The following is a 15359-nucleotide window of genomic DNA, read 5'->3' on the forward strand; positions in this document are numbered from 1 at the left end:
TTCTTCGCTTTAGCCTTGCGGCTTCCCCCCGCTCGGCTGCGTGTGTCGCAGGGGAGAACGGCCCTTCGGTCCGTCGCGCATTCGGCCATGCGGCCTCACCGCGGCGTCGCACCCAGGCCCCCGGTTTGCCCGCCTCGCGAGCACGTCCCTCCCCGGCCGCTCCGCCGGATTGCGCTCTGGTCTGTTTTGGCCTGAGGCCAAAACGATCCCGCCGCTCCATCCGTCTCCCGCGTCCGGTCGGGCCGTTTGCCTGCTCGTGTCGGGCAAACCTACCGTCAAAACACACACACATGAGTGTGGAAGCATATCCTCCGGATGGCCCCCAAATCTGCCCGCGTCAAGGATCGCAAAACTTTTCGGCGAGGGCGGGGCCGGTGACTTGGGGTGAACCCGTGCGTGAGCGCGCGCATGTGTCGGGTGCTGCGCTCGGAAAACTTTTGCGCCCGGCAAGCCGGCGGCTGCGCCGTCCCTGACCCGGGCAGATTCGGAAACCAGGCATTCGGCCATGCCCCCACACTCACGTGGTGGCTCCACAACCGAATACTGGAGACCAGACATGGCTTACGACAATGCAAACACCTACGAGACCATCGAACTTTTCGGACTGACCGAGAAGGACGCACAGCTCCCGATCCCGGAAGATCACGTCCTGACTGACCACATCGTCCGCGAAAGCTTCGAGGCTCTGCTCGGTCCGCTGCGTGGGACCGGACTCGAGGCGGAAATCGAACCGCTGGCCCATGGGCTCGCCACGATCCTGCAGCGCCGCAAGGTGGCGCTCGGCAAGGAGGTCGACCGCACCGCCGACAAGATCGGCGCGCTGGCAAAATCTCACGACGGATCGGAGATCGCCGAGACCGCGCTCGAAGGGGCGCAGGCCCGCTTCCTGCAGCTGCGCGAGGTTGTCAGCGCCATCGAGGTGATGAGCGAGGCGGCGGCGGAATGCTACGAGATCGAGACCGGTCACGCCTTCATCCCGGCAGCCGGGTCGCGCGCAAGCATCCGGGCGCAAGAGACCGGGGCGGTCTTCGAGGCGCGGCAACTCCTCGAGCAGCATGATCGCGAAACCGCCGAGAAGTCGAAAGTCGAGGGGGTGCCCCTGATCGTTTCGGGCGCCACCGACTGGACCGATGTCGATGTGATCTTCAACACGCTCGACAAGGTTCGGGAGCGGATCAAGCAGAACCGTAACCAAGAGATATTCCTCTGCCACAAGGGTGGCAAGCACGGGGCGGAGATGATCGCGGCTCGGTGGGCGCGGGCGCGCGGGGTAGCGCAAGCGCGCTTCGATCCGCGCTGGTCCGCACACGGGCGGGCGGCACCGTTCAAGTGCAACGACGAGATGCTGGACGACAAGTTCGCGGCGACGGGGGTTGTGCTCTTCGGCGGCAACGGGGTCGCGCTGAACCTCGGGCAGAAGGCGGAAGCGAAAGGCCTGACGGTCATGCGGGTTGCGGACCCGGCGAAGAAGGCGTCGCAGGATTGAAGAGAGAGGGTCGCCTTCGGGCGGCCCTTTTGTCGTTTCTTATGGGTGTGGACGTTCTCCAAATCACTTTGCCTAGCAATTTCCTGTTTTGATAGGTATATGAATGCCAAGCAAAACTTGGAAATGATAGGCATGACCCCACTCAGCAGCATCGCGATGAGCGCCTATACCGACCTGGTGCGTCTTCTGAAGGACGACGCCTTGTCCGGTGTCGAAGGCAAGCCCACGCTCAAGGAGCGTGGGGATAAGGCTTATTGGTATGCCGCGCGCCGTGTCGGGACGGAGATGCGGTTCATCTATATCGGCGAAGACAGCGACGAGACGCGCGCGCGCATCGACCGGATCGAAGAGCTGCGCGCAACGGCCAAGGATCGGCAGGCGGAACGGTCGCGGCTTGTTCGGCTCTTGCGTGCGGAAGGCATGACGCCCATCGACCGGGCGACCGGTTCCATCCTGTCGGCCATGGCCGCAGCCGGAACCTTCCGTTTGGGTGGCACCATCGTCGGAACCAATGCATTTCGCCTCTATGAAGGCGAGCTTGGTATCCGTCTGCCAATTGGCGGTATGGCCAATACTGGCGACATCGACATCGCGCAGTTCGAGAAGCTCAGCGTTGCGTTGCAGGATCAGGTCGACCCGGGTCTTGCCGAGACGTTCTCAGCGCTCAAATTCGATCCTCTGCCAGCTCTTGACCAAGGTCGGACATGGCGATGGGCCCAGGGTGGCAGCGGCCAGTTGGTCGAGTTTCTCACACCGGCGTTCGGAGATGAGACCATCCGTGATCTGCCAGCATTGGGCGTGAACGCCCAAGGATTGAACTATCTCAACTTCCTGATCGCTGAGCCGATCCACGCGGCGGCGATCTATAGATCCGGCGTTCTGGTGCAGGTGCCCCGCCCGGAGCGTTATGCAGTCCACAAACTGATCATTGCCGACCGGCGCCGCGATGGGGCAGGGAGCCTGAAATCCGCGAAGGACCGCGAGCAGGCGGCTTTCCTTATCGAAGCGATGGCTGAGGACCGGCCCGATGATCTGGCTCGGGCCTATGCCACCGCAATGGAGGTTGGGCCGCGCTGGCGGGAGCACATCGGCAACTCGCTGAAGCGAATGCCTGATACCAGCGGGTTGCTCGACAGCTTGGGCGCGTGATGGCCGTAACGGGGTCGCGCTTGGCGCGGCCCTTTCGTCATGTCTCATGGCGCGTGCGATCGGTCACACTTTTTCAGCAACTCGCGGCGGCCAGCACCGTCATCCCTCTACCCAGCCCGTCAGAGTGCGGCCCATCCGCATCGGTATGGGCTGGGGATGGTGCGCACCTCGCACATCGTCAGCAGCGCAAAACCGAGGGGTCGAGACATCGCACATGAGGCTGAAGACCTGTACAACCTTCGGGTGATGTTTCGGAACATCGCATCCACGCGGGCGGGCTCCGTCAGCACCCCGGCCAGGCTCGGTGGGACGCGGACGCGGATGGTGGCGGCTGCGTGATAGCAAGGGTCATCCGGGTCTCTCCTTTTTGCTCATAGATGTGGATCGCACGGGGTCGGCCCAATCGTGCCCTCAGCTCACGCTTCGGCAAGCACAAATACGGCTTCCACGGCTAGCCGCGGACCCTCCGCATTTGCGCTTGCGACCGGTCCTCTTGCCCTCGTGCTGGGTGATCCTCATCGCAATAAGGAGTAACCCAAATGACCAACCACTACGTCGCCACCGTTCCCGTCAAGTTCACCGATACCGATGGCCAGGAGCGCACCCGATTCCAACGCGTGGGCGCCATGTTCCGCAACACCCGCAACGGGGACGGCTCGGAGTTCTTCAGCCTCAAGCTCGACTTCCCGGTCGCGGTCTCGGAGCTGGTGATGTTCCCACCGAGCGCGAAAGATCCCCAGGACTAAATCCTCTGGCGAGGATGGGCCGCCCCAGGACGATCTTGGGGCGGCCCGATCCCTGTTCCAGGGATGCCGTGTCCGGCGGTCAGTTCGCCCGAAGTGACCTCCTCTTGGTGCCGGTCGCTGCGCGCGCAACGGACGATCGCCGCTCGGAATGATCCGGCCGCGACAGACCGGCCAGTCAGCCTCAAGGGGGCCATCCACAAAAACAGGCAGGCCAGGGCCTCCCGGTTTTTGCGGCAGAGATTTGGCGGAGCCAAATCTGGCCCTCCTTGACCCTGCCTGTCCGCCCTGTCGGTGGGGTTTGCGCCCGCCCGCGGTTCCGTCCGAACACGTGCGTGTTCGGCCAGACCCTCGGGCGGTGCTGGGGAAGGGGACCCATTGGACAGGTGGTCGCCCGATGGTGAGGGTGGCAGAGCCGCGTCCCTGCGGGCCGCGGCGCGAAGCGGACACCAAGGCTGACTAAGTCTGAATGCGACGTAAGTATATAATTGACAGCGTGGTATATTATCGTAAGGTGGGGTCAGCCTTGGTGGAAGGTGGCAGGAAATAGGAGGTCTTTCTTCGCATGTCGCGCTCAAAACGTCTCACAGGTGCGGACCGTATGGAGATCGTTCGCGAGGCTGCAGAAGGTGTGTCGACGTCTGAGCTTGCTGAACGGTTTGGCGTGTCGTCGCGAGCGATCCAGTACACGCTCAAAGCCGATGCCGAGCGCCAGACGGATGCCGCGATCCCGGTCTCCGCGGTCAGTGTGAAGGTCACGGCTGCGGAGCTTGAGGCGCTCGACGCGGTGCTGGCCGCCGCCGGGATCGAGAGCCGGGCCGAGGGGCTGCGGCGGCTCATCCAGGCGGCGGGTGGGGTGTTCGTTCCGGACGCGCAGATGGCAGCTGAAATGGCGCGATACAGGGCCTCTTTGCACGAGGTCGGCAATTGGGTCGCGCAGATCGCCAAGCAGATGACGAAGGCCAACCGGTTGGGGCAGGGGGGCACAGGGAACGCGGGGGCCGAGTTCTCCGAATTGCGCCTCGCGCAGATGCGCGGGCTGGCGCGATTCATCCTCGATTCCGCTGATGAGATCGACCTGCTCCTGCGCCGCCGTCGCGACGCGATGCAGCTGGAGGCTACGGCCGCGCTGAGGGAGTTTGCCCATGCGGCTGAATGATGCGGTTGACGCGGTCACCGGGGAGGTTTTCCGGGACGGCTGGAGCCGGATCCGGGGCTCGATGCAGGGGCTGCACGTGGCCAAGCAGAGCCAGCTTGTGCGCGCGGCGGCAGGGCATCGGCCAGCCGTCTTCAAGGCGATCCGGGGCGGCGGTACGCATACCAAATCACAGTTCACAAACCAGCTCGAGTACCTCACCACCAAGTCCACCCATATCGTGGACAGTAGCGGCTTCCTGGATGGCAAGGCGAAGCTCGAGGCGGGTGACATCAAGGACCTCACCGAGCGCTTTGCCAAGCGGTGGGATGCGGGCTTCAAGCCCAAGCTCGGGCAGACCACCCACATGCTCATGTCTTTCCCCATCGGCACGCGCGGTGAGGATGTGCGCGATATCGCAACGGATGTGGCCGAGCGGTTCTTCCAGACCGACGCGGGGCATTTCGACTACATCATCGCGGTGCATGAGGACCGCGATCACCCCCATGCGCATCTGGTGCTGAACCGTCGCTCGCAGGAAGGTGAGTTCTTCTTCCTCGGGCGCAACCATCGGTTCAACTATGACGATTTCCGCCTCGCCATGGTCGAGGAGGCGGAGAAGTACGGCGTGCGGCTGGAAGCCACGCGGCGGGTGGATCGCGGGGTTGTGCATTACCCCGCCACTACCCGCGAGGTCTATGCGGCGAAAGAAGAGGGGCGCGCGCCCCGCGAGCGCGAACGCGTGGGGCAGGACCTGACCCGGACGCTGGCGGAGATCGCCAATACCAGAACCGTCTACCATTCGCTTGCCGCGGAGGCTTCGCGCGAGGCCCGCGAGGATATTGCCGCGGCACTCTTCCGCGCGGGCGAGGTGCTGGCGCATGGCGGACAGGTGGACCGAACAGGAGATGTGTATATGGCCGAGGATCAAAGCTTCGAGGATCTGAGAAGCCTCTATGCGGAAAAGCTCGCGCGGGTGCAGGGCATGATCGCCGAGAAGCCTGACGCGGAACGTCCCGTCCTGGAAAAGCGCCTCATCGAGATCCAGACGCAGGTCCAGCACATGCAGCCTCTCGGTTTGCGATCATCCACGCTGTCAGAGGCCCCATCGGAGGGCGGGATCTATTCCGAAGCCAATATCGACACCAACCAGCGCGAGCGTCTGGCAGAGCCCGATCTGAGATCGCGCATTGACGCGGCACTACGGGGCACGGGGATCAGCACATCCGAAGTGGTGGCCCGGATCGAGACCGGGGCCTCAAATGCAGCGCTCGAGCATCAATGGATCGCAGATGATCTCTCCAAAGTGGCCGAGGCGCGCGATCTGAACCTCGAACGCCGCGCTGATCTGGAACAGGCGCGCGACATTCTCAACGATGTGCATGTCGCGCTTGGTACGCTTTTGGAACGGGAGAACGTGTTGCGCCGGGATGGCGTCGTGGAAGCAGAAGCGGTCAGCGAGGGGTTCCACTATCACGAGGACTCGGTCCGGGCGATGGAAGGGACAATCCGTCAGGAGATGCGCGCAGAGGGCCTGACAGCGCAGCAGATCGAGGACCGGGACTGGGAGGTTGTCTCAAGGGCGGAGCGCCGGATCGAGACCGAGCAGCGCGCATATCTCGAGGCACACCCGGACTTGCTCGTACGTCCCGGCGATGTGATCGACCGGTCTGAGCCCTACAGGGAGACCATCACCGATGCGGCCCGCGCCAGCGCGATCACCCGCGAGGTCGACCGGATCATGGAGGGACGCGACGTCCGCACGCCCGTTGCAGATGCTGTCACGGATGACTTGCGCACGCGCTATCCGGACATGCCGTCCCACCTTGCCCGTGGGCTCGGTGCGACCTATGCGGCCGTCGTCGAGATACGCGACACGGAGGCCATCAATCAGGTCCGCCGCGAAACCGAGATGCGCGACGGGCTCGGGTTGGGCAAGCGTGACGAACGTCTAGCGACCCGCGATGAAACTGCACCGCAGTTTGACCGGTCCGACCGCCTCGCAGAGGAGATTGCGCGTGTTCTGGACCATGAGCGGGCGGGGGAGTTGTCCGCGCCCTTCGAGACCGACGCGGAGCGCGACGCCTTCCGCGGTGAGATCGCGCGGGTGCTGGACGTTCGCCAACTAGACCGGCTCACATCCGGCGATGCCGATGCGCTGGACAAGGTTCTCGAGGACCGCCTCGACCGGCTCTATGTCGCCAAGGTCTACCTGCAATCCGATGCCGCGACGGCCAACACGGAGGCCCTGCGTCAGGTGGTCGATGAACTGGCCGATGCCGAATTTGAAAAACACCGCGCGACAGACGTGGATGGCGAAACCGAGCGGGGTCAGGTCCATTGAGCGCCGCCATGGGAAAGGCGCGGATCGCCACGGGCGTCCTGTTGGTGACGCTGGTGACCGGGGCCATGGGCTATACCATCGCCTCGGCGGTACTGACCTACCAGGATCTAGGCTTCGGGGCCGAGATCGACTTTGCCTATATCGCGCAGAACTATCTGGCGATCCTCGATCGCCGCCCCGAGGATGCCCAGCTGATCCACCTGATCATCGGCAGCTTCGCCGCCGCCGGCATGATGCTGAGCCTCGCCCTCTCGGGGTCCGCTCTGACACGCTTTGGCCAGACCCATTGGCAGACTGCGCGCGAGATGAAGTCCAATGGTTTTTTCGGCGCGCCCGGCACCGGCTTCATCCTCGGCAAGCTGGGTTCTCCAAAATCCAGCGCGAAATACATTTGCTCGAAAGTCTTCCCGCACGCGCTGATCGTGGCGCCCACGGGCCGCGGCAAGACCACGGGCTTCGTCATTCCGAACCTGCTGACCTGGCAGGGCTCCGCCGTGACGCTCGATGTGAAGGGCGAGTGTTTCGAGGCCACGGCCCGGCATCGCGCAGCCCAAGGCGACAAGGTCTATCGCTTTGCCCCCACCGATTGGGAGGGCAAGCGCACGCATCGCTACAACCCGCTCCTGCGCATCTATCAATTGAAGGATCCCGCGCGCCAGCAGATGGAATTGCAGCTCCTGGCGACGCTCTTCCTGCAAAGCGACAATGACCGGGTTCAGGGTCTCCTGAAGGGCGGGATCGATCTCTTCGTCGCCGCAGGGCTTTTGGCCTTCCAGCGTAAGCGCCCGACCCTAGGCGAAATCTACCGCATCGCCGCCTCGGGCGGGAACAAGCAGAAGGAATACTTCGCGCGGGGTCACGAGGTCGACAACAGGGCCGCCAAATTGATCTTCACGCGGCTCGCTTCGACCAACAACGATACGCTGACCTCCTACGTCTCGCTTCTGATGACCTCGGGGCTCGATCAATGGCAGAATCCGGCCATCGATGAGGCGACGGCGGTGTCGGACTTTGATTTCCGCACGATCCGCAAGAAGCCCTTCTCCGTCTACCTCGTCGTCCAGCCGCTGATGGTGAAGCCGCTCGCGCCGCTGATCAGGCTCTTCTTCTCTGACCTTCTCTCCGCCATGCAAGAAAAGGATCCCGGGCCAGACGAGCCTTGGCCGGTGATGATCATGCTCGATGAGTTCAATCGCCTCGGCAAGATGCCCATCGTGGTTGAGAGCATCGAGACCTTGCGCACCTATCGCGGTCATTTGGCCGTGGTGACACAAACCATCCCCGCCCTCGATGAAATTTACGGCGAGAACACCCGCCGCGCCCTGCAGGGCAACGCCGGCGTGAAGCTGTACCTGACGCCCTCGGATGAGAAGACAGTCGAGGAGCTGAGCAAGGCGGTCGGTAAGACCACGAAGACCGTGGTCACGCGATCTCAATCAATCGGCAAGAACCCATTCGAAGGCCGCAGCCAATCGACACGGACTGAGGAAAGCTCGCTGTTGCCGGAAGATGAGGCGCGCCGCCTGCCGCTCGACGAGATCGTCATGGTCATCGATGCCCAGATGCCTGTCCGCGGGAAGCGGATCCAGTATTTTAACGATCGGCTGTTCAAGGCGATCCACGCGGCGCAGACGGGCGAGTTGCCGTTCCCGGAACCGGGGGGAGGTGGGTCGCAGGGCACGTTGCCGTTGAGTATGCGCGCGATGCCGATGACACCGCCAGCGAACGATTCGGGCGGACCCGAGGCCGATGTTGAGGCCGCACTCCAGGCTGCTGATGGCCAATCGTCAGGGAAAACTGATGTCGCTCCAAAGAAGACCGCGCCTGTCGTTCAAGCCGTCGTCGCCGAGGAACAGCGGCAGATGGAGATGAATTTTGTGGCGCAGGTATCATCGGATTATCTGCCGCGAGGCGAAGTCAATGAGGATGTACGGACGGCTGTGGATGGTCTAAGCGAGTTTGAGACGATTTTGAAACAAGGCCTTTGAGGCGACCTACCGGTTCGTCGGATTAGAGATTTGATCGAAGAGGAAAGCTGGACAAGACTAAGCCTCATATCGAAGGGTTCGCGGCCCTCATATTGAAGTCGACCGCCCACATTTTTGGGCTATTTGCTGCGCATCGAGCCAGATGCCGAATTTACTCGTCCTCAACATAGAATTGCGCTAGTTGGCCGTGACGTTTTGTTTAGAAGGAAGCAGCCGCTACAGACGCCCTTAGGGGGGGGTTGACTTCCGAAGAGACTTCCATAGACTTCCACCCAGCAGTAGGGGGTCATATGAGCGGTAATTTCTATAATTTTGCAGCCATACGCGGCGTCCAGGCTGGAACCGAATATTATGTGATCATGGTTCCTCTTAAGATGGTGCCGAAGATTTTCGATTTCGACAGTCAGGAACTGCCAGCAGACCTGCGCGCTCAACGAGTGCTGTCAAATGTCCGCGTTCCGCAAATCGCATCCTACCTCTCGGAAAACTTCGAAGAATATACGCTCTCGTCTCTCTGCGCGTCTGTGGATGGTGATCTTGAGTTTTCCCCAGCCAGCGATGGTCTTCAGTTCCGAAATGTAGGCGAGCTACGGCTTTCGATGACAGCGCGCATCATCCTAAACGATGGACAGCATCGGCGCGCTGCAATCGAAGAAGCCCTCAAGACGCGACCCAAACTGGAAAACGAAACCATCTCGGTTGTGCTTTTCGTCGATGAGGGGCTGGAGCGCTGCCAACAAATGTTCGCAGACCTCAACAAGAATGCCGTACGTCCATCTGGGTCGTTGAACGTCCTCTATGACCGCAGAAATCCTTTGGCGCGTCTGAGCACGCGTGTGTTAGAGGACATTCCGTTTTTCCAAGAATTCACCGAGCTCGAAAAAACATCTCTTTCAAACCGGGCCAAAAACCTCTTTACCTTGTCCAGCCTGAATCAAGCCAACAAGTGGCTGGCCGGGCAAGACGCCGATCGGTTCGGTGAAAACACTGAAAGCACCGTGATCGCATATTGGCGTCAGGTTTCTGAGGTCATCCCGGACTGGCAGAAACTGATGCGCGGCGCGACAACGGCAGGTGATTTGCGCAAAGAAACCGTTCATGCGCATGGCGTCATGTTGCAGGCGTTTGGTGTCCTGGGGGCAAGACTGATTGGAGCTAAACCTGATGGGTGGGCGGAAAGCCTGGCGCCGCTCGCGGAGATCAATTGGAGCAAGCGCAACGCCCAGCTCTGGCGTCCACGCGTCATGGGCGCGCGCGGAATGGATGGAAGTGTGAAATCCGTACATCTGGCGGCCAACGTCCTAATTGGGGCAGTGGGTTTGCCACTCAATGAAAAAGAACAAGCGAATGAAGACGACTACTTGGCGTCATTGGCTGAGGAGAAAGTCGTCGCATGACATCGAATAATGAAACCAACCAAACAAAGAGAACAGGGCTCGATCTTGGCGCTCTGCAGGAACATATCCGCACCGTTTATGCAGCGGACGACCGGCCATGGGTGATCGGGTATAGCGGCGGAAAGGATTCAACCTGTGCGTTGCAGCTGATCTGGAGTGCTATTCGTACGCTCCCGGAAGATGCGCGACGCAAGCCAATCTTCGTCTTGAGCTCCGACACCCTTGTCGAAACGCCAGTGATCGTAAACTACATCGACGAGACTTTGGCTGCGATCAACGCGGCAGCGGCAGACCAGAACATGCCTATCACCGCACAAAAGGTGGTTCCGGAGATCTCGGATAGCTTCTGGGTGAACCTGATTGGTCGCGGATATCCTGCACCATCAAAACGCTTTCGCTGGTGCACGGAGCGCTTGAAGATCGACCCGGCCAATGCCTTCATCAAGAACCGCGTTGCCGAATATGGCGAAGTTGTCATGGTTCTGGGCGTCCGGTCATCAGAAAGCGCAACGCGCGCGCAAGTGATGTCGCTGCACAAGATCGACGGGACGTCTTTGTCTCGCCACTCGACCTTGCCCGGCGCTTTCGTCTTCACGCCGATCGAGACCTTTAGTGTGGATGATGTCTGGGCTTTCTTGCTGCAAAATCAGTCACCTTGGGGATCGGACAACCGCGATTTGCTTGCGATGTATCGAAACGCGCAAGCTGGCGAGTGCCCACTTGTGGTCGACAAGCAAACCGAAAGCTGTGGGAATTCCCGCTTTGGCTGCTGGGTGTGCACGGTTGTGACAAAAGACAAGGCCATGGAGGCGCTTGTTGAGAATGGCGAGGAATGGCTTGAGCCCTTGCTTGATCTACGTGACGAGCTGGCTGAAACACAAAATCCCGAGCGGAAACGGGAGTTTCGAGATTTTCGCAGACGGGACGGCTCTGTGACCTTCGTGGGCGATGCAGAGGCATCCATTCCGGGGCCCTATCTTTTCGAGTACCGCAAAGAGCTCTTGAGAAAACTACTGGAGGCGCAAGAGCAGGTGAATGCTAATGCACCGCCAGGAGAGAAGACCGACCTTATTCAGGTGGAAGAGCTGCGGGAAATCCGTCGGATCTGGCGGAGCGAACAGGGTGACTGGGGAGACGCTGTTTCAGAGACCCTCAAAGCTGTGACGGGAAAGGAACTCCCGGCCGATGCGACCGACGGATTTGAATTCCAAGCCGATGACGCAAAGGTCCTAGCGGATGTCTGCGCCGCGCATGATTTGCCGCCACGTCTCTTGGCTCAGCTCCTGGAGGCAGAGCGTTCTGTGCGGGGTCTGAAACGCCGGACACTTATTCACCGAAAGATCGCTTCGATCCTGGAGCAAGAGTGGCGAGACGAAACAATAGTGCTAAACGAGCGCAAAGCGCGATTGAAAGATCGCGAGGCATCTTCGTCCAACCCCCTGTTTGAGACTGAATCATGATCTTACAGTCTCTACGCCTCATCAATTTTGGTCTCTATGGCGGTGAGCACCGCTTCGATCTTGCACCCGAGCCAGACGAGCAAAAAACTGTGGTTTTGGTCGTTGGCCATAATGGTGCAGGGAAGACAACGTTCCTGGAATCCGTACGTTTGGCGCTCTATGGCAAACGCGCCCTTGGCGCGCGTGTTGGGCAGGCCGAATATGAGCGGCATCTCTTTAAACGGATCAACAACTTCGCAAAGGACCGCAGAGCCTCCGTCGAACTGGCATTCAAGAGCCAACACCTCGGCAATGAGGACCTCTACACCGTGCGGCGATCTTGGGCTGCTCGCGGTGCCAGCGTCATTGAAAGCCTTGAGTTTGAACGCAATGGCGCACCGGTGGAAGATATCCCCAGCGAGGATTGGAACCACTATCTTGAAGACATCATTCCAGCTGGGGTGTCGCAGCTTTTCTTTTTCGATGGAGAGAAGATCCAAGACATTGCTGACGATCAGGAAAACACTGGGCTGACAGATGCAATCAAATCCTTGCTGGGGATCGATATTCTCGATCAGCTTCGGGGCGATCTCGCCCTCTACAAATCACGCAGCATGGACCGGGGCGGTGACACCGACTTAGAAGGTCTCCGGCGCGACTTGGAGATCGCAAAGTCTGATCTGGTCTTGGCTGAAGAGGAGATTGGATCGCTATCAGTAAAGCGTACCCAGCTCGCGCGCCGAAGCGAGGCGTCACAGAAAGTCTTTGAACAAGAGGGGGGAAGTATCGCGCTCAGCCGTGAAACCCTATCAGAGGAGCTAAAGCGGGTCGAAGCTGACCTGACCAAACAAACCAACGCGTTAAAGTCGCTTGTAAACGGCGTCGCGCCTTTTGCCCTGGCTCCTAAACTTCTCGAACGGTTCTCAGCAGACTTGGAGAAGGCGCGCGGGCAGCAAAGCGCGACAGCAATCGAAGCCTTTGTTTCGAGTTTTCAGGCGGCCGTGGGCAAAGACGACAAGACATGGACGAAGACGCATTTTGCGCAGCTCAAAGACTTCGCTAAGACCAGCCAAAGCAACGGGCCTAGAATGGCTCTGAGCACGGAACCGGACTGGGTCTTGGCGAAACTTTCTCAGGTTGCGGACGAACGGGTGAAGGTGGCCACAATGGCTGCGCAACTGGCTGAGCTGCAAAAGCAACGTGCAACCTTGAAGGATCAGTTGAAGAACTTCCGTCCCGGTGCTGCCTCGGGCGCATTTGAGGAGTTGAAGAAAGCAGAGTTCGAACTGGGCGCCGTCGAAACTGAGCTCAATCGAAAGCAAGGCGAGGCGACAAAGGCTCGTGCGCTGATCGAACGGCTGGAGCGCGAGTTGCGTAAGTCCCAGGATGCCGTCTTCGCGCTTGCAAAGGCCGAAGAGAAACGAGACCTGGCGACGCGAGCGCAGGCCGCGCTCAATGAGTATGAGGAGCGAATTGTTCAGCGGCGCCTCGCCTCGCTTTCTAAGCATTTCATTGAGGCTTTCAGCGGCCTCGTCACGCGGAAGTCGCTGGTGCATGACGTGATCGTCGACCCCAACAGTTTTCAGCTCAAGCTTATGGGCAAAGAGGGCAGAGAGATTACCCCATCCGAACTCTCCGCCGGCGAGCGACAACTCTTTGCGATCTCGATGCTTTGGGCGCTTGGCCGAACAAGTGGGCGCGAATTGCCGATGATCATTGACACGCCGTTGTCACGTCTGGACCGGAAGCACCGTACAAACTTGATGGCAAACTACGTGCCGCGCAGCTCGGCGCAGGTCGTCATGCTGTGCACCGACACCGAGTTGACCCCGGATTTGTCAAAAATCATAAGCCCTTATGTGAGCCGACGTTTTGAGATTGGTGCTGTGAGCGGTGGACAGCGCACGGAGATCACGGTGTTGAGTGCTGAAGCGGATGCACAGGTTCTGGAGACGACCGATGCACATTAACAAGTTTCGGATCTCATCGACGGCGACCGGCCAGGTGCGGATCATTTCACAAAGATCAGGTCTGACACCCAACCTCGTTTGCCGCATGGCCATGTTGTCATCCTTTGAAGCCGGGTCCATATCTGGCGCAGCCGATGACGCGGGAGAGGGCCAAGAATTCAACGCCTATACGCTCTTTGGAGATTTCCAGCCTCTCTTCATCGACCTTCTGAAATACGTCGAGTTTGGAGCTGAGGAGATCGAAACCGACGACAGTGATTTGCTGGCGCGCTTGCGATTGCACATCGATCGTGGTGTGCGGCAACTCTCGGTCCGCCTCAAATCCCCGGCGGATGCGGCCGAGCTGATCGCGGGGAGTGCGTGAAGCGATGTCGGCACCGATTTATCTTGACCACAACGCTTCTACTCCGATTGATCCGGAGGTCTTGGAGACGGTCATACGTGTCAGTCGGGACGTATATGCGAACCCATCAAGTGTTGAGCATAGCCAAGGTTCAGCGGCAGCTCGGGTTGTCGAGACTGCGCGCGAGCAGATTGCGGGCCATCTCAATTGCAAGGAAACCGAGCTTGTCTTTACAGCCGGGTCCACGGAAGCCAACAATCTTGCGATCCTTGGAGCGTTCCCTCGGCTCAAAGAGGCAGGACGCACGCATCTGATCACCAGCAAGATCGAGCACCCATCTGTTCTGGCCTGTTTCGACCATCTCGAAGCCCAAGGCGCGCGGGTAACGCGATTGGGGGTAGATGAAGGTGGCCAGATTTCCCTCGATGAGCTGGCCCTGTCTTTGACAGATGAGACCGGATTGGTGTCCATCATGGCTGCCAACAATGAGACGGGCGTTCTGCAACCCATCTTGGAGGCAGGCCAGCTTGCCGAAGAGGCTGGGGCGCTGTTTCACACGGACTTCTCGCAAGCTTCGGCTTTTGTGCCAGTTGATCTCAAGAACGTACCCATCCATCTGGCGAGTTTTTCCGGGCACAAGGCCTATGGACCGAAAGGGGTAGGGGCCCTTTACCGGTCGATCCGAAAACCACGGGTGAACTTAGCGCCAGTGATGTTTGGTGGCGGGCAGGAAAAGGGTTTGAGGGCGGGGACCCTAAACACGCCTGGCATTGCGGGTATTGGACATGCATTTCAGCTCATCTCAAAAAACATAGACCATGACCGGGATCGGATTGGTGCCTTGCGAGACCAGCTTGAAAGGGAACTCAAAGAGACCTTAGCGGTGCAGGTCAATGGCAACACAGAGGCGCGGTTGCCAAACACGATGTCGCTCACAATCGACGGCGTTGTACCACAAGCGCTGATGCAGAAGCTAAGAAACGACATCTGCTTCTCCGCATCGAGCGCCTGCGCCACAGAACATGTCGAAACCTCTCATGTTCTACTTACCATGTTCGGCGACACTCCTAGGGCGCGTAATGCTTTCCGACTAGGTTTAGGCCGGCAAACCAGCAAAAAAGACATATCCAAAGTCATCAGACTCTTTTTACAGGCGTCATCAGAACTCCTGCTTTTAAAAACAGCTTAGAAACCAGCCGATCCGCCACAATTTCGAGAGGTATAGGTAGGATAGCAATAAAGGCTCCGAACTTCCATGGATGCTGAGCGAAAGCAGACTTACAAGACAGTGTTGATTGTCACTGAGAACTGACCCGGTAGCCCCATAAATTGTCACTGAGAATTGACCCATGTGAACACACTTCC

11 protein-coding genes are annotated in these 15359 nt (G+C 59.7%); all 11 read left to right on the top strand.

The window, feature by feature from the left end:
- Positions 1-556 precede the first annotated feature (556 nt).
- The 11 genes from ACGYLQ_RS18370 to ACGYLQ_RS18420 all read left to right on the top strand — a co-directional run bounded on the left by ACGYLQ_RS18370 (position 557) and on the right by ACGYLQ_RS18420 (position 15183).
- Positions 557-1486: a DUF2493 domain-containing protein gene (locus ACGYLQ_RS18370; protein WP_394444245.1), complete on the top strand. Its 930-nt coding sequence runs from the start codon at positions 557-559 to the stop codon at positions 1484-1486.
- Between the two features lie 132 nt (positions 1487-1618).
- On the top strand, positions 1619-2635 hold the full coding sequence (locus ACGYLQ_RS18375; protein WP_264299196.1) for a GSU2403 family nucleotidyltransferase fold protein: 1017 nt from the start codon (positions 1619-1621) through the stop codon (positions 2633-2635).
- Positions 2636-3174: 539 nt separating this feature from the next.
- Positions 3175-3381, top strand: a complete 207-nt coding sequence (locus ACGYLQ_RS18380) for a hypothetical protein (RefSeq protein WP_007120662.1) — start codon at positions 3175-3177, stop codon at positions 3379-3381.
- 562 nt (positions 3382-3943) lie between these two features.
- Entirely contained in the window at positions 3944-4537 is a 594-nt protein-coding gene (locus ACGYLQ_RS18385; RefSeq protein WP_394444247.1) for a helix-turn-helix domain-containing protein, read from the top strand.
- A complete protein-coding gene (locus ACGYLQ_RS18390; protein ID WP_394444249.1) occupies positions 4524-6857 on the top strand; it encodes a relaxase/mobilization nuclease domain-containing protein in 2334 nt (777 codons plus the stop codon). Before ACGYLQ_RS18385 ends, ACGYLQ_RS18390 begins: the two co-directional genes overlap by 14 nt.
- Before the next feature lie 8 nt (positions 6858-6865).
- The gene (locus tag ACGYLQ_RS18395; RefSeq protein WP_394444251.1) at positions 6866-8845 is read left to right on the top strand and encodes a type IV secretory system conjugative DNA transfer family protein; all 1980 of its coding nucleotides are present in this window, start codon (positions 6866-6868) and stop codon (positions 8843-8845) included.
- 290 nt (positions 8846-9135) lie between these two features.
- Positions 9136-10242, top strand: a complete 1107-nt coding sequence (gene dndB / locus ACGYLQ_RS18400) for a DNA sulfur modification protein DndB (protein WP_258093602.1) — start codon at positions 9136-9138, stop codon at positions 10240-10242.
- Positions 10239-11702, top strand: a complete 1464-nt coding sequence (gene dndC / locus ACGYLQ_RS18405; RefSeq protein WP_258093603.1) for a DNA phosphorothioation system sulfurtransferase DndC — start codon at positions 10239-10241, stop codon at positions 11700-11702. The genes dndB and dndC overlap by 4 nt, the downstream gene beginning before the upstream one ends.
- On the top strand, positions 11699-13651 hold the full coding sequence (dndD, locus tag ACGYLQ_RS18410) for a DNA sulfur modification protein DndD (RefSeq protein WP_258093604.1): 1953 nt from the start codon (positions 11699-11701) through the stop codon (positions 13649-13651). The genes dndC and dndD overlap by 4 nt, the downstream gene beginning before the upstream one ends.
- The gene (gene dndE / locus ACGYLQ_RS18415; protein ID WP_258093605.1) at positions 13641-14015 is read left to right on the top strand and encodes a DNA sulfur modification protein DndE; all 375 of its coding nucleotides are present in this window, start codon (positions 13641-13643) and stop codon (positions 14013-14015) included. The genes dndD and dndE overlap by 11 nt, the downstream gene beginning before the upstream one ends.
- A 4-nt stretch (positions 14016-14019) precedes the next feature.
- Positions 14020-15183 carry a cysteine desulfurase family protein gene (locus ACGYLQ_RS18420; RefSeq protein WP_197918473.1) on the top strand — a complete coding sequence of 388 codons (1164 nt, stop codon included), beginning with the start codon at positions 14020-14022 and terminating at the stop codon, positions 15181-15183.
- Positions 15184-15359 lie beyond the last annotated feature (176 nt).

It is taken from the genome of Sulfitobacter sp. 1A12779 (assembly GCF_043557315.1).
Taxonomy (GTDB): domain Bacteria; phylum Pseudomonadota; class Alphaproteobacteria; order Rhodobacterales; family Rhodobacteraceae; genus Sulfitobacter; species Sulfitobacter faviae.